Raw genomic sequence first — 14,518 nt, 5'->3', positions numbered from 1 at the left:
CTGGCGAGGCTCAGCCCCACGAGTCACGCAGGGTGACGGTACGGTTGAACACCGGACGACCCGGTTGCGTGTCGACCAGGTCGGCGCAGAAATAGCCTTCGCGTTCGAACTGGAAACGGTCTTCCGGCGCCGCGTTGGCCAGCGACGGTTCGGCGCGGCAGCCACGCAGTACCTGCAGGGAGTCGGGATTGATATTGTCGAGGAACGTCGCGCCGTCTTCGGCCTTCTCCGGGTTGGCCGAGCGGAACAGGCGATCGTACAGGCGTACTTCACACTCGACGCTGGCCGCGGCCGGAACCCAATGGATCACGCCCTTGACCTTGCGCCCTTCCGGATTCTTGCCCAGGGTGTCCGGGTCGTACGAGCAACGCAGTTCGACGATGTTGCCATCAGCGTCCTTGATCGCTTCGTCGGCACGGATCACGTAGCTGCCACGCAGGCGCACTTCGCCGTTGGGCTCCAGGCGCTTGTAGCCCTTGGGCGGTTCTTCCATGAAGTCGTCGCGGTCGATGTACAGCTCGCGCTCGAACGGCAAGGCGCGCACGCCCATGTCTTCCTTGGGGTGGCGCGGCAGCTCGAGGTGCTCGACCTGGCCTTCGGGATAGTTGGTGATCACTACCTTGAGCGGGCGCAGCACGCACATGGCGCGCGGTGCGTTGCGGTCGAGGTCGTCACGGATGCTGAATTCGAGCATCGACATGTCGACCACGCCATCGGAACGGTTGGTGCCGATCATGTCGCAGAAGTTGCGGATCGACGCCGGGGTGTAGCCGCGACGGCGGAAACCGGAGAGGGTCGACATGCGCGGATCGTCCCAGCCTTGCACGTGCTGTTCGTCGACCAGCTGCTTGAGCTTGCGCTTGGAAGTCAGCGTGTAATTGAGGTTCAGGCGGCTGAACTCGTACTGGCGCGGGTGCGCCGGCACCGACAGATGGTCGAGGAACCATTCGTACAGCGGACGATGCCCTTCGAATTCCAGGGTGCAGATGGAGTGCGTGATGCCTTCGATGGCGTCGGACTGACCGTGGGTGAAGTCGTAGTTGGGGTAGATGCACCACGCATCGCCGGTCTGGTGGTGATGGGCGTGGCGGATGCGGTAGAGAATCGGGTCGCGCAGGTTCATGTTCGGCGAGGCCATGTCGATCCGCGCACGCAGCACGCGCTCGCCGTCCTTGAACTCGCCAGCCTTCATGCGCGCGAACAGGTCGAGGTTTTCCTCGACGCTGCGCTCGCGGAACGGGCTGTTGCGGCCAGGCTCGGTCAGGTTGCCGCGGTACTCGCGCGCCTGCTCGGGGGTCAGGTCGCAGACGTAGGCGTCGCCCTGCTTGATCAGCTCCACGGCCCAATCGTGCAGCTGGTCGAAGTATTGCGAGGCGTAACGCTCTTCACCGGCCCACTCGAAGCCCAGCCACTTGATGTCGCGCTTGATGGCGTCGATGTATTCCTGATCTTCCTTGGCCGGATTGGTGTCGTCGAAACGCAGGTTGCAGACACCGCCGAATTCCTGCGCCAGGCCGAAGTTCACGCAGATCGACTTGGCATGGCCGATGTGCAGATAACCGTTGGGCTCGGGCGGAAAGCGGGTAACGATCTGGCTGTGCTTGCCGGCGTCCAGGTCGGCCTGGACGATCGGGCGCAGGAAGTTGGCGGGCACGGCAGGGCCATTGCCTTTGGAGTTGGGAGCGTTGTCGGCGGTGGGCTTGCTCATTGGAATCCTTGAACGAACGATGCGGCGGCAGCCAGGGTAGGCCGACCAAATCAAAGCGCTTATCATAGCCGAAGCGGTCAACCGGCTGACAGGCCAGCCCCGACAAACTATCGGGTAAATCCTGCAGCGCGGCAAAAAACAGCCTTTGAATAGGCATCGTCGCCTGTAAACTGGGCGCCGTCGCTAGCGAATTTCCACAGAACATTCTCCACAGAACAGAGAGAGACCCATGTCCAAAGTCAAACTGACCACCAACCACGGCGTCATCGTCCTGCAACTGAACGCCGAAAAGGCCCCGCTGACCGTGGCCAACTTCCTCGAGTACGTGCAGGCCGGCCACTACGAAAACACCGTATTCCACCGCGTGATCGGCAACTTCATGATCCAGGGCGGCGGTTTCGAGCCTGGCATGAAAGAGAAGAAGGACAAGCGCCCGAGCATCCAGAACGAAGCCGACAACGGCTTGCCGAACAAGAAGTACTCGGTGGCCATGGCCCGCACCATGGAGCCGCATTCGGCTTCGGCGCAGTTCTTCATCAACGTGGGCGACAACAGCTTCCTCAACCATACCGCGAAAACCACCCAGGGTTGGGGCTACGCAGTGTTCGGTGAAGTGGTCGAAGGCCAGGACGTGGTCGACAAGATCAAGGGCGTGTCCACCACCTCCAAGGCCGGTCACCAGGACGTACCCGCTGAAGACGTGATCATCGAGAAAGCCGAGATCGCTGAGTGATACTGCTGATCTCCGATCTGCACTTGCAGGAAGAACGCCCGGACATTACCCGGGCGTTTCTGGATTTCCTCGGCGGGCGTGCGCGCTCAGCCGAGGCGCTGTACATTCTGGGCGACTTCTTCGAAGCCTGGATCGGCGACGACGCCATGACCCCTTTCCAATCGTCCATCTGCGCAGCGCTGCGTGCGCTCAGCGACGGTGGCACGAAGATTTTCCTGATGCACGGCAACCGTGATTTCCTGATCGGCTCGAGCTTCTGCAGGAAGGCCGGCTGCACCCTGCTGGCCGATCCGAGCCTGGTGCGCTTGAACGGCCAGCCGGTGCTGTTGATGCACGGCGACAGCCTGTGCACGCGCGACGAGGGCTACATGCGCCTGCGCCGCGTGCTGCGCAACCCGCTGACGCTGTTCATCCTGCGCAACCTGCCGCTGGGCACGCGCCACACGCTTGCCCGCAAGCTGCGCAGTGAAAGCCGGGCGCAGACCCAGATGAAAGCCCATGACATCGTCGATGTCACCCCTGAAGAGGTGCCGCGGGTGATGCGCCAACACGGTGTAGCCACCCTGATTCACGGGCATACCCATCGTCCGGCAGTGCATGAGCTGCAGATCGGTGATCTGCCGGCACAGCGTATCGTGCTGGGGGACTGGGATCGTCAAGGGTGGGTGCTGCAGGTGGATGACCGGGGCTTCAACCTGGCGCCGTTCGATTTCCCGGCGCCGGCGGTCTGATACACCGCGCTGTCCTGTTCGCGGCCACTGACCGCTCCTACAGGTAGATCGCGGTGCCTCCGTAGGAGCGGTCAGTGGCCGCGAACAGGCGCCACGGTGTTCAATGCCCACCACCGGCAGCCGGCCCGGCCTTGGCGGTGAATGGTGGCTTGGCCAGCCAGACCAACAGCACCAGCCCGGCGAAGATCCATCCCATCAGGGTGAAATAGTCCACCGTACTCAACATGTAGGCCTGGCTGTTGACCATCTGCTCCATCCGCGCATACGCCTGAGGCGTGTGGCCGCCCATCTGCTCCAGTGCATGGCGGGTCACCGGATCGTAGGTGCTGATGCTCTCGGTCAGGTAGGCATGATGCTGATCGGCGCGGCGAATCCAGATCCAGGTCGTCAACGATGCGGCGAAACTGCCGCCCAGCGTACGCAGGAACGTCGCCAGGCCCGACCCGTCGGCAATCTGCTGCGGTGGCAGGTCCGACAGCAGAATGCTCAACGTGGGCATGAAGAACAGCGCAACGCCAGCGCCCATGAACAGTTGCACCAGCGCCACATGCTGGAAGTCCACCTGACTGTTGAAACCGGCACGCATGAAGCAACTGGTACCGATGGCGACGAACGCAAGACCGGCGAGCAGACGCAAATCGAACTTGTGCGCGTACTTGCCGACAAAGGGCGACATCAGCACCGGCAGGATGCCGATCGGTGCCACGGCCAGGCCGGCCCAGGTGGCGGTATAGCCCATCTGGGTCTGCAGCCACTGCGGCAGGATCAGGTTGATGCCGAAAAACCCGGCATAGCCGAACACCAGCACCAAGGTACCGATGCGGAAGTTGCGGAACGCGAACAGTCGCAGGTTCACCACTGGATGCTCATCGGTCAGCTCCCAGATGACGAACGCCGTCAAGGCTACGGCCGATATGACCGAGCCGACGATGATGAACCCGGACTCGAACCAGTCCAGATCGTTACCCTTGTCCAGCACCACCTGCAATGCACCGACGCCGATGATCAACGTGATCAGGCCGACATAGTCCATGGGCTGCCTGCTCAGGTGCACCGGCCGCTTGGCCATCTGCTGACGCACCACAGCACAGGCGAACAAGCCGATGGGAATATTGATGAAGAAGATCCACGGCCAGCTATAGCTGTCGGTGATCCAGCCACCCAGGATCGGCCCGGCGATCGGCGCCACCACCGTTACCATCGCCAACAGCGCCAGGGCCATGCCGCGCTTGGCCGGTGGATACACGGCAATCAGCAGGGTTTGCGTCATCGGGTACAACGGCCCTGCGACCAACCCCTGTACCACGCGAAAGCCGACCAGCTCGGGCATCGAGGTGGAGATGCCGCACAGGAACGAGGCCAGCACGAACAACAGTGTGGCCCAGAGAAACAGCTTCACTTCACCGAAGCGTCGACTCAGCCAGCCGGTCAGTGGCAAGGCGATGGCGTTGCTCACCGCGAACGAGGTGATGACCCAGGTGCCCTGCTCGGAGCTGACCCCCAGGTTGCCGGAAATGGTCGGCAGAGCGACGTTGGCGATGGTGGTGTCGAGCACCTGCATGAAGGTCGCCAGCGACAGGCCGATGGTGCAGAGCAACAGGCTTGGCGGCGTGAACGAGGCTTTGGAATCCATGATCCACCCTTTGCAATGCGATACCGCGCCCGCCCTTCAAGGGGTGGCGCAGGCGAATCAGCGCGTGGCCGTGGTACCGGGCGCTGCGCTGTTGTCGTGGATCAACTGGGCGATCATGGCGTCCGCCTCACCCAACTGCTTGTCGTAGACATTGGTGGTGAAGGACGCCTGCTGCGGGGGTTGCTGGGCCAATACCGGCCCGCTCTGGTCGTGCAGATTCACATCGACCACCGTCGACAGGCCGATGCGCAGCGGGTGCTCGCGCAACTGCGCGGGATTGATGTGCACCCGCACCGGCACCCGTTGCACGATCTTGATCCAGTTGCCCGTGGCGTTCTGCGCCGGCAGCAGGGCGAACGCACTGCCGGTACCGGCGCCCAGGCTGTCGATGGTGCCGCTGTACTTCACCTCGTCGCCGTACAGGTCGCTGGTGATGTCCACCGGCTGGCCGATGCGCATGTGGCGCAGCTGGGTTTCCTTGAAATTGGCGTCGATCCACAGCTGGTCGAGCGGGATCACCGCCATGGTCGCGGTGCCCGGCTCGATGCGCTGCCCCAATTGCACGGTGCGCTTGGCCACATAGCCGGTCACCGGGGCGATCAAGGTGGTGCGGGCATGGGCAAGATAGGCCTGGCGCAACTGCGCTGCCGCAGCGCGTACGTCGGGATGACTGGACACCTGCGTGGCATCCACCAGCGCGGTCGAAGTTGCCAGTTGCTGCTGGGTGTTGCTCAAGGCGCTTTGCGCGGAAATCAGATCGTCATGGGCGTGGGACAGCTCTTCCTGCGAGATCGCCCCGTCGGACGCCAGGTTCTTGCGTCGGCCATAGTTGTCCTGCGCGCGTTGCACTTCTGCCTTGCGTGCAGCGACCTGGGCTTTCATGCCGTCAACGTTGCTGTACAAGCCACGCACCTGGCGTACCGCCTTGGCCAGGTTGGCCTGGGCATTCTGCAGGTCGATCTGCGAATCGTTCGGGTCGAACTGCACCAGCGGCTGGCCCTCGTGGACCAGGTCGCCGTCGTCGGCGCCGATGCTGATCACCGTGCCCGTGGTCAACGGGGTGATTTCCACCACGTTGCCATTCACGTAGGCATCATCGGTGCTTTCGCTCCAGCGACCGTACAGCGTGTACCAGGCCCAGACGCCCAGACCGCCGAGCACCACCAGGGCGAGCAGGATGAACAGCCAAAGCTTGCGCTTGCGACGGTTGCCCGGCGCCTTGTCGTTGGCCGACGGCGCTGCGGGCGGTTGCTGAGTGGCATTGGAATCAGTGGCAGTGGCATTGGCCATGGCAGTTCACCTGAAAGGATTCGGTCGGTGTTGCATCGAGCAGGTCGGTCCGGGATCTCACGGCGGCGGGTTCACCCAGCGGCGGTGCCCAGCGCCAACAGGGGGTCCCCGGAAGCCTGCAGCAGCTTCGTGAGGATCCGTTCCAATTCGACGATTTCTTCGCGTTCGAGCATGCCCACCAGCTCGTTCATGGCATTGGCACCGATGACCGGCAAGCGTGCCGCCAGTGCCTGCCCCTCTTCGGTCAGCACCAACTGCACCTGGCGTCGATCGGCGGCGCTGCGCTGGCGCCTGATCAGCTGCTTGTGTTCCAGGCGGTCGAGCATGCGTGTCATCGAACCGCTGTCCAGCGACAGGTAGCGGGACATTTCCGCCGGTGTGTCGATACCGAACCGCGCATTGATGATCAGCACCTTGAATTGCGCCGCGGTTACCCCGTAAGGCACCAGGTGCGCGTCCAGCAAACGGTCCTTCAACGCCGATCCCCGGCCCAGCAGCAGGCCCAGATTGCAGGTATGGAAGGTCTCGGGGGTGTAGTGATTCATGGGCTGGCAAGCTGTCCCGACAGTGTGAACACATCTTCGAAACATAATGTTACTGCTTAGGCAGACAATGTCAAGGCAATGGTTAGCTTGCTAACAGATAGATCTGTCGGTCGCTTTCACCGGAAAAATTCACCCGATCCCGATCGTGGCTGGCCAAAGCACGCAACGCTTGGGGCATAATGCTGGCGTTTCACCCGTAGTGGGGGTCTTCATTTCCTTATATGGCCCTCGTTTTCGTCACCCCTCGCCTGCAGGGTTTTCACGCACATGATCAAATCTCTTCGTCCAATACTGCTCGCCGGCCTGATGTTGCCACTGGCAATTCCCATCGCTGCCGCCCCCCTGAACACCACCCTGCCGCCCAAGGTTCAGCAAGCCATCAAGGCCAGCAAGCTGCAGAACGATGCACTGTCACTGGTCATGCTGCCGCTCAACGGCCCCGGCAGCCCGACCGTGTTCAACGCCGACGTGTCGGTCAACCCGGCCTCGACCATGAAGCTGGTCACCACCTATGCAGCACTCGAGTTGCTGGGGCCGACCTACCAGTGGAAGACCGAATTCTTCACCGACGGCACCCTGAGCAACGGCGTGCTCAACGGCAACCTCTACCTCAAGGGCGGCGGCGACCCCAAGCTGAACATGGAAAAGCTCTGGCTGCTCATGCGGGACCTGCGCGCCAACGGCGTGCGCCAGGTGACGGGTGACCTGGTGCTGGACCGCAGCCATTTCGTGCAGCCGCAACTGCCAGCGTTCAACGACGACGGCGGCGACGAAAACGCACCGTTCCTGGTGCGTCCGGATTCGCTGCTGGTCAACCTCAAGGCGCTGCGCTTCGTCACCCGCAACGACACCGGCAAGGTGCTGGTGTCGGTCGAACCGCCGATCGCGACCATCCGCATCGACAACCAGGTCAAGGCCCTGCCCGGCACCAAGTGCACGGGCGACGTGCGCTACAACCCGATCACCCAGGCCGACGGCATGACCGTGGTGGTCAGCGGCCAGTTGGCCGAGGGCTGCAGCTCGCAAACCTACCTGTCGCTGCTCGACCACCAGAGCTATGCAGCCGGCGCGGTGCGGGCCATCTGGAACGAACTGGGCGGCAGCATCCAGGGCGGCGACCGTCTAGGGGCCGTGCCGAAGAGCGCGCGAGTACTGGCGCGGGCGTTTTCGCCGGATCTGGTGGAAATCATTCGCGACATCAACAAGTACAGCAACAACACCATGGCTCAGCAGCTGTTCCTCAGCCTGGGCGAGCGCTATCGCAACGAGGCCGACGGCGACGACGCCAAGGCCGCGCAGCGGGTGATTCGTGGGTGGTTGGCGAAAAAGGGCATCACCGCATCGCATCTGGTGATGGAGAACGGCTCGGGGCTGTCGCGTGACGAGCGCGTCAGCGCGCGGGAGATGGCCACCTTGCTGCAGGCGGCCTGGAAAAGTCCGTACGCTGCCGAGTTCATGGCGTCGATGCCGATCGTCGGCATGGACGGCACCATGCGCAAGCGCCTCAAGCGCACGGCGCTGCAAGGTGAAGGCCACATCAAGACCGGCACCCTGAACACCGTTCGCGCCATCGCCGGCTACAGCCGCGACAGCAATGGCAACACCTGGGCGGTGGTCGCCATTCTCAACGACCCACGCCCGTGGGGCGCCTCGTCGGTACTGGATCAGGCACTGCTGGATCTGTATTCGCAGCCAAAAGCCGCTTCTACTTCGCCCAACATCCAGTAATCCACCCAACCCCCCTGGAAGGGGGGCGCGCTGCTCGCAAAGGCAGCGCCCCCTCGGGAATCACCGCGCCTGAATCTTCCAGGCCCGGTGGATCTTGCCGTTGCGCGCGAAATCCTGATCCACTGTCTGCGCCGTGATGTCCTCGACCGCATAGCGCTCGGCCAAATTGGCGTCCAGCTGGAACTTGCGGAAGTTGTTGGAGAAATACACCACGCCCCCCGGTGCCAACCTTGCGACCGCCAGGTCCAGCAACTCGACGTGGTCGCGCTGCACATCGAACACCCCTTCCATGCGCTTGGAATTGGAGAAGGTCGGCGGGTCGATGAAAATCATGTCGTATTCGTCACGATTGGCCTGTAGCCAGGCCATCACATCGCCCTGCTCCAGGCGGTTCTTGTCCGAGAAACCATTGAGCGACAGGTTGCGCCGTGCCCAATCCAGATAGGTCTTGGACAGGTCGACGCTAGTCGTGCTGCGCGCACCGCCCTTGGCCGCATGCACGCTCGCCGTGGCGGTGTAGCAGAACAGGTTGAGGAAGCGCTTGCCCGCTGCCTCTTTCTGAATGCGCAGGCGCATTGGCCGATGATCGAGAAACAGCCCGGTATCCAGGTAGTCCGTCAGGTTCACCAACAACTGCACGCCGCCCTCCTGCACCTGGGTGAACTGGCCCTGAGCGCTCTGGCGCTCGTATTGGCGCGTCCCGCTCTGGCGCTCGCGGCGCTTGATGATGACCCGGCTCTTGTCGATGTTCAGTGCCTGCGGAATCGCCGCCAGGGCGTCGTACAGGCGTGCCGAAGCCTTCTCAGGGTCGATCGACTTGGGCGCGGCGTATTCCTGCACGTGCACCCAATCGTGGTACAGATCGATGGCCATGGCATATTCAGGCATGTCCGCATCGTACACACGGTAGCAATCGATACCCTCGCGACGTGCCCATTTGCCCAGGGTCTTGAGGTTCTTCTGCAAGCGGTTGGCGAACATCTGCCCGCCTTCGCTGAGCCGCGCCTGTTCAACCACGGGCGCGGGCGCCGGGGCCGGCTTGACTGGGTTGCCGTTCTTGTTCACTCGTGCATACGGATCGGCCAGCGCTGGCGCGGTATCCACCTGCTCGGCTTGCTCACGCGCGGCCTGGCGCTGCTCGGGCGTACGTCGCTCACCGGTGACGAACTGGTCTGGCAGCACCTTGATCAATAGCAGCTTGCACGGCAACGGGCCGTTCCAGAACGAATACTGCTTGTGGCTGCGGATACCCATGCGCTTGCCCAGGTCGGGGGCACCGGTGAACACCGCCGCTTCCCAGTTCAGGCAGGCCTGGCGCAGGCGTTCGCCCAGGTTCTGGTACAGGTACAGCAAGCTGGCCTCATCGCCCAGCCGCTCGCCGTACGGCGGGTTGCAGATGACCAGGCCTTTCTGGTTGTGATCGGGGCGCGGCTCGAACGTCGCCACCTCGCCCTGGTAGATCTTGATCCAGTCGCTGAGGCCGGCGCGTTCCACGTTGTTGCGGCCTGGCTGGATCAACCGCGGGTCGGCTTCGTAGCCGCGAATCCACGAGGCTGGCTTGGCCAACCCGGCTTCGGCCCTTGCCAGCGCCTCGTCGTGCAGCTTGCGCCAGGTAGCCGGAACATGACCGAGCCAGGCGCTGAAGCCCCAGCGCGTACGCTTGAGGTTGGGTGCGATGTCGGCGGCAATCATGGCCGCCTCTACCAGAAAGGTCCCCACACCACACATCGGGTCGGCCAGTGCGCCGCCCTCGGCGGCGATGCGCGGCCAGCCCGCACGAATCAGAATGGCGGCTGCAAGGTTTTCCTTGAGCGGCGCAGCGCCTTGCTGCAGGCGGTAGCCACGCTGGTGCAGGCTGTGTCCGGACAGATCGAGCGAGAGAATCGCCTCGCCGCGGTCCAGGCGCAGATGCACGCGCAGGTCCGGGTTGAGCTTGTCGACGCTGGGACGCTCGCCACTGGGCGTGCGCAGCTTGTCGACGATGGCATCCTTGACCTTCAGCGCACCGAAGTGAGTGTTGTCGATGCCCGAACCATGCCCGCTGAACTCCACGGCCAGGGTGCCGTCGGGCAGCAGGTGGTCCTGCCACTCGACATCCAGAACGCCGTGATAGAGGTCTTCGGCATCTTTCATGGCAAAGCGCTTGAGCACCAGCAGCACGCGGTTGCCCAGCCGCGACCACAGGCACAGCCGGTAGGCGGTTTCCATGTCGGCCATGCCGCGCACTGCGGAGGTGTGCTCGCGGGTTTCTTCCAGGCCCAGGGCGGTGGCTTCTTCGGCAAGCAAGCCTTCGAGGCCCTTGGGGCATGTGAGAAACAGTTCAAAACGGTCCGACATGGTACTTCCTGGCCCATTTGGGCATTGATGAGACGGCAAGCGCATTGCCGTCTCGAGGTTCAACCAGGCGCCTTACGCAATGGAGCGCCCGAGCGACACCACCGTGGTGTCAATCCACCCCACCTGCCGCCTTGATAAGCGAGAAGCCGGGGCAGAACCTGATTCTGCTGAAAAAGGCATCGCCTGCGCGACCCTTCGTCGATTTTTCACGTCTCTGGAATAGAGATGATTCGCAATGGCATATTGACCTCATTGCATACTGCAAGCCTTGTCTTGGACGGGCTAGCAGTCGAGTGAAGCTTGAAGTACCTGCTTACTTATTGCCCATACCGCGAAATAGTTACGTGCTTATGACAAAACGATCATTCACATCGCGCAGTTCAACGTTTAGAAATCACCTCAGGTCGTCGCCGCAATGGCGAAGACATCACTGCTCGCCACGCCGGCAGCGAGCGCGATACCGGCAGATCATCTGCCAGGCCTCACACGAGGCCAACGGGACATTACAGTCAATAGACAGAGGGCAACACCCTATGAGAAGACTTAAGCGTGATCCGTTGGAACGAGCATTTCTACGCGGATACCAGTATGGCATCCATGGCAAATCCCGCGAGCTTTGCCCTTTTACTCTACCGTCGGTACGCCAAGCCTGGATCAACGGCTGGCGCGAAGGACGCGGCGACAACTGGGACGGTATGACCGGCACTGCGGGGATCCATAGGCTCAACGAACTTCACGCCGTCGGCTGACACTCTTTTTCCTTTTCACCATGCACGCCCAACCAGGGCGGCGGGCTAGCGCCCAGGGGCCTCTGCGAGGCCCCTCTCGCGCCTCGAATCATTGCCTGGCGCGCAGCGCCGCGATGGCGTCGACCGACTCGCGGATCAGTGCAGGCCCCTTGTAGATGAAGCCCGAATAAATCTGCACCAGACTGGCACCCGCGGCGATCTTCTCGGCCGCATGCCCCCCCTCGGTAATCCCGCCTGCTGCAATGATCGGCAATCTGCCGTTCAAGGTCTGCGCCAGCACCTCGACGATGTGAGTGCTTTGCTCCCGCACCGGCGCTCCCGACAACCCACCGGCTTCGTCTGCGTGAACCAGCCCCTCGACACCGACCCGGCTGAGGGTGGTATTGGTGGCGATCACTGCGTCCATACCGGCGTCGACCAGCGCCTGCGCCACCAGTGCGGTTTCATCATCGCTCATGTCCGGGGCGATCTTGATTGCCAACGGCACATGCCGCCCACTTTGCCCGGCCAGCACCACGCGCCGTGCTGCCAGCGTGTCTAGCAACTGCTTGAGCGAGTCACCGAACTGCAGGCTGCGCAGGCCGGCGGTATTGGGCGAGCTGATGTTGACGGTGATGTAGCTGGCGTGGTCGTAGACCTTGTCCAGACAGATCAGGTAGTCGTCCACGGCGCGCTCGACCGGGGTGGTGAGGTTCTTGCCGATATTGATACCCAGCACGCCCCGATACTTGGCCGCCTTGACGCGCTCGACCAGATTGTCGACACCCAGGTTGTTGAAGCCCATGCGGTTGATGATTGCACAGGCTTCAGGCAGCCGAAACAAACGCGGCTTTGGATTGCCCGGCTGTGGACGTGGGGTCACCGTGCCGATCTCCACCGAGCCGAAACCGAGCTGGGAGAAGCCGTCGATGGCCGCACCGTTCTTGTCCAGCCCCGCTGCCAGCCCCACCGGATTGTCGAACTGCAGACCCATGACCGTGACCGGCAGGCGCGCCGGCGGCTTGGCGAGCAGGCCGTTGAGGCCCAGGCGGCCACCGGCGCCGATAAGGTCCAGCGACAAGTCATGGGAGGTTTCAGCGGACAATTTGAACAGCAGCTGGCGGGCCAGATTGTACATAGGCGGGCTTGGCTCCGAGGAAGCGATAGAGGGGTGCGATTGTGCCAGATCCGCGGCCGGTTAGGTATGGTAGCGGGTGGCACGGGCCAAATCGCAGGCAAAGAAAAGCCCGGCATGGGCCGGGCTTTTCGTTGAAGCGGTAGCTAATTACTTAGCTTGAGCTTCTACTTCAGCTTCTACGCGACGGTTTACAGCGCGGCCAGCGTCGGTGGCGTTGTCAGCCACTGGGCGGGTTTCGCCGTAACCAACCGAGTTTACGCGGTTGGATTCAACACCGTACTGACCGGTCAGCACTTGCTTGACAGCAGCAGCGCGACGCTCGGACAGCTTCTGGTTGTAGGCATCAGGACCGACGGAGTCAGTGTGACCTTCGACAGTGGTGGTGGTCTGTGGGTACTGCTTCATGAAGTCAGCCAGGTTCTTGATATCGCCATAGCTGTTGGTCTTCACGACCGACTTGTCGAAGTCGAACTTGACGTCCAGCTCAACGCGAACGGTTTCGGCGACGGCTGGGCAGCCATCAGCGTCAACGGTAACGTTGGCAGGGGTGTCAGGGCACTTGTCGACGTTGTCGCAGACGCCGTCGTTGTCGGAGTCAGCGCAGACTTCAGCTACTGGAGCTGGAGCAGCGGCTGGAGCAGGCTTGGAGCCGCCACCGAAGTTCACGCCGATACCGACGCTTGGCGCCCACTCGGTGTCGCCTTGGTCGATGTTGTACTGAGCTTCAACACCGGCACGGGCGTAGAAGTTGTCAGTGAAATACAGCTTGGCACCGCCGCCCAGGTTGGCGAAGGTGGAACCGTTACGGCCGTTGCGATCGTTCTGACCGATGCTTTGGTCAGAGAAACCAGCCGAAACGTACGGACGCAGCATGTCGCCTGGCTTGTTGAAGTGGTACAGAGCGTCCAGAGCTGTGTTGGAGCCCTTGATGTTCTTGCCGCTGTCGCTGCGAACGTTGTGGACTTCGTCGTAACCCAGACGCAATTCAACGTCGTCGGTCAGGAAGTAACCAACCGAGCCACCGAACAGGTTGCCGTCGTTTTTGAAGTCGCGAGCGCTGTCGTAGTATTCTTTCTTGGCGAAGCCTTCGATTTCAACTGCGCCTTGGCCTTGTGCCAATACGCCGAATGAAGTTGCGGCAACGAGAGAACCAATGGCAAGGCCCAAGGTGTTTTTCAGTTTCATCCGTTAAATCCCCATCTGGTGATTGTTAAGCGCCCCTCATCCGGGGCAGCTTGACGGCAAGTCTAGCAGACCTTGCCGGTAGGTTAGAGACCTTTGCGCCGAACTAAGTTTCGGACAGGTCTGCAAATTTATCGCGGAGCTTATCTAAGGCCCGCTTGTACCGCATTTTGGTGGCGCTCAAGCCCATGTGCATGATGTCGGCGATTTCCTGGAATTCCAGCTCCGCGACGAATCGCAGCACAAGAATCTCCCGGTCTATCGGGTTCACGAACACCAGCCATCGGTCGAGACCACCGCGCTCCTCCGACTTGGGCGCCTTCTCTTCGGATGCCTCCTCGAGCGGATCGAGACTCAGGGCATCCATCAAGCGGCGCTTGCGCCTTTCCTTCCGGTACTGCGTGATGCATTCGTTATAGGTGATGCTGTAAAGCCACGTCTTGAATTTCGACTTACCCTCGAAATTCTTTAGCCCGTACAGCACCTTCAACATCACTTCCTGACAGACATCGTCAGCGTCACGATCGTTCCCTAAATATCTTGCACAGACGTTGAAGAGGGTTCGCTGGTAGCGACGCATCAGCTCTTCATAGGCCCGCGTGACATGGAACAGCTCCTCGTGCGAACGCGCCACCAACTCCTCGTCAGAGAGCTCGCGGGGGTCGTAGCGCACGGGCAGCGTATGTACTTTATTCAAAACAGGTCGGCCCGAAGGTCAGGTCCCCGAAGGTCAGGTCATTGTCCGCCAAGGCATGATCGCTCAGC

12 protein-coding genes are annotated in these 14,518 nt (G+C 62.0%); 4 read left to right on the top strand and 8 right to left on the bottom strand.

What is annotated here, in order from left to right:
- Positions 1-10 precede the first annotated feature (10 nt).
- The gene (locus IFT75_RS02615) at positions 11-1,708 is read right to left on the bottom strand and encodes a glutamine--tRNA ligase/YqeY domain fusion protein (protein ID WP_192053169.1); all 1,698 of its coding nucleotides are present in this window, start codon (positions 1,706-1,708) and stop codon (positions 11-13) included.
- 229 nt (positions 1,709-1,937) lie between these two features.
- Between IFT75_RS02615 and IFT75_RS02610 the strand changes: the two genes are divergently transcribed.
- On the top strand, positions 1,938-2,441 hold the full coding sequence (locus IFT75_RS02610; protein ID WP_122476043.1) for a peptidylprolyl isomerase: 504 nt from the start codon (positions 1,938-1,940) through the stop codon (positions 2,439-2,441).
- Positions 2,438-3,172, top strand: a complete 735-nt coding sequence (lpxH, locus tag IFT75_RS02605) for a UDP-2,3-diacylglucosamine diphosphatase (protein ID WP_192053167.1) — start codon at positions 2,438-2,440, stop codon at positions 3,170-3,172. The genes IFT75_RS02610 and lpxH overlap by 4 nt, the downstream gene beginning before the upstream one ends.
- Before the next feature lie 100 nt (positions 3,173-3,272).
- On the opposite strand, the gene IFT75_RS02600 is transcribed toward lpxH, so the two are convergent.
- The 3 genes from IFT75_RS02600 to IFT75_RS02590 form a co-directional block, all read right to left on the bottom strand.
- Positions 3,273-4,805, bottom strand: a complete 1,533-nt coding sequence (locus tag IFT75_RS02600) for a DHA2 family efflux MFS transporter permease subunit (protein WP_192053165.1) — start codon at positions 4,803-4,805, stop codon at positions 3,273-3,275.
- Positions 4,806-4,862: 57 nt separating this feature from the next.
- Positions 4,863-6,095, bottom strand: coding sequence for an HlyD family secretion protein (locus IFT75_RS02595; protein WP_192053163.1), 1,233 nt, complete (start codon positions 6,093-6,095; stop codon positions 4,863-4,865).
- A gap of 71 nt (positions 6,096-6,166) precedes the next feature.
- Positions 6,167-6,640: a MarR family winged helix-turn-helix transcriptional regulator gene (locus tag IFT75_RS02590; protein WP_192053161.1), complete on the bottom strand. Its 474-nt coding sequence runs from the start codon at positions 6,638-6,640 to the stop codon at positions 6,167-6,169.
- A 267-nt stretch (positions 6,641-6,907) separates the two neighbouring features.
- On the opposite strand from IFT75_RS02590, the gene dacB reads away from it, so the two are divergent.
- Positions 6,908-8,368 (top strand): D-alanyl-D-alanine carboxypeptidase/D-alanyl-D-alanine endopeptidase, encoded by a 1,461-nt coding sequence (gene dacB, locus IFT75_RS02585; RefSeq protein WP_192053159.1) that lies wholly within the window; start codon positions 6,908-6,910, stop codon positions 8,366-8,368.
- 60 nt (positions 8,369-8,428) lie between these two features.
- Here dacB and rlmKL read toward each other — a convergent pair whose 3' ends face one another.
- Positions 8,429-10,705, bottom strand: a complete 2,277-nt coding sequence (rlmKL, locus tag IFT75_RS02580) for a bifunctional 23S rRNA (guanine(2069)-N(7))-methyltransferase RlmK/23S rRNA (guanine(2445)-N(2))-methyltransferase RlmL (RefSeq protein ID WP_192053157.1) — start codon at positions 10,703-10,705, stop codon at positions 8,429-8,431.
- A gap of 533 nt (positions 10,706-11,238) precedes the next feature.
- On the opposite strand from rlmKL, the gene rmf reads away from it, so the two are divergent.
- The gene (gene rmf / locus IFT75_RS02575; protein ID WP_008368461.1) at positions 11,239-11,454 is read left to right on the top strand and encodes a ribosome modulation factor; all 216 of its coding nucleotides are present in this window, start codon (positions 11,239-11,241) and stop codon (positions 11,452-11,454) included.
- 88 nt (positions 11,455-11,542) lie between these two features.
- Here rmf and IFT75_RS02570 read toward each other — a convergent pair whose 3' ends face one another.
- The 3 genes from IFT75_RS02570 to sigX form a co-directional block, all read right to left on the bottom strand.
- Positions 11,543-12,571 (bottom strand): quinone-dependent dihydroorotate dehydrogenase, encoded by a 1,029-nt coding sequence (locus IFT75_RS02570; RefSeq protein ID WP_192053155.1) that lies wholly within the window; start codon positions 12,569-12,571, stop codon positions 11,543-11,545.
- 147 nt (positions 12,572-12,718) lie between these two features.
- Positions 12,719-13,756 carry an OmpA family protein gene (locus IFT75_RS02565; RefSeq protein WP_192053153.1) on the bottom strand — a complete coding sequence of 346 codons (1,038 nt, stop codon included), beginning with the start codon at positions 13,754-13,756 and terminating at the stop codon, positions 12,719-12,721.
- A gap of 103 nt (positions 13,757-13,859) precedes the next feature.
- Entirely contained in the window at positions 13,860-14,450 is a 591-nt protein-coding gene (sigX, locus tag IFT75_RS02560) for an RNA polymerase sigma factor SigX (RefSeq protein WP_122476059.1), read from the bottom strand.
- Between the last annotated feature and the right edge of the window lie 68 nt (positions 14,451-14,518).

Source organism: Pseudomonas sp. CFBP 8758, assembly GCF_014841725.1.
Lineage (GTDB): Bacteria > Pseudomonadota > Gammaproteobacteria > Pseudomonadales > Pseudomonadaceae > Aquipseudomonas > Aquipseudomonas baltica.
This window is presented reverse-complemented; position numbering and strand designations above follow the sequence as displayed.

Excerpts from the sequence above, each read along its gene's own strand:
- IFT75_RS02615 (WP_192053169.1), bottom strand. The coding sequence starts at position 1,708 with ATGAGCAAGCCCACCGCCGACAACGCTCCCAACTCCAAAGGCAATGGC.
- IFT75_RS02610 (WP_122476043.1), top strand. The coding sequence starts at position 1,938 with ATGTCCAAAGTCAAACTGACCACCAACCACGGCGTCATCGTCCTGCAA.
- IFT75_RS02600 (WP_192053165.1), bottom strand. The coding sequence starts at position 4,805 with ATGGATTCCAAAGCCTCGTTCACGCCGCCAAGCCTGTTGCTCTGCACC.
- IFT75_RS02595 (WP_192053163.1), bottom strand. The coding sequence starts at position 6,095 with ATGGCCAATGCCACTGCCACTGATTCCAATGCCACTCAGCAACCGCCC.
- IFT75_RS02590 (WP_192053161.1), bottom strand. The coding sequence starts at position 6,640 with ATGAATCACTACACCCCCGAGACCTTCCATACCTGCAATCTGGGCCTG.
- dacB (WP_192053159.1), top strand. The coding sequence starts at position 6,908 with ATGATCAAATCTCTTCGTCCAATACTGCTCGCCGGCCTGATGTTGCCA.
- rlmKL (WP_192053157.1), bottom strand. The coding sequence starts at position 10,705 with ATGTCGGACCGTTTTGAACTGTTTCTCACATGCCCCAAGGGCCTCGAA.
- rmf (WP_008368461.1), top strand. The coding sequence starts at position 11,239 with ATGAGAAGACTTAAGCGTGATCCGTTGGAACGAGCATTTCTACGCGGA.
- IFT75_RS02570 (WP_192053155.1), bottom strand. The coding sequence starts at position 12,571 with ATGTACAATCTGGCCCGCCAGCTGCTGTTCAAATTGTCCGCTGAAACC.
- IFT75_RS02565 (WP_192053153.1), bottom strand. The coding sequence starts at position 13,756 with ATGAAACTGAAAAACACCTTGGGCCTTGCCATTGGTTCTCTCGTTGCC.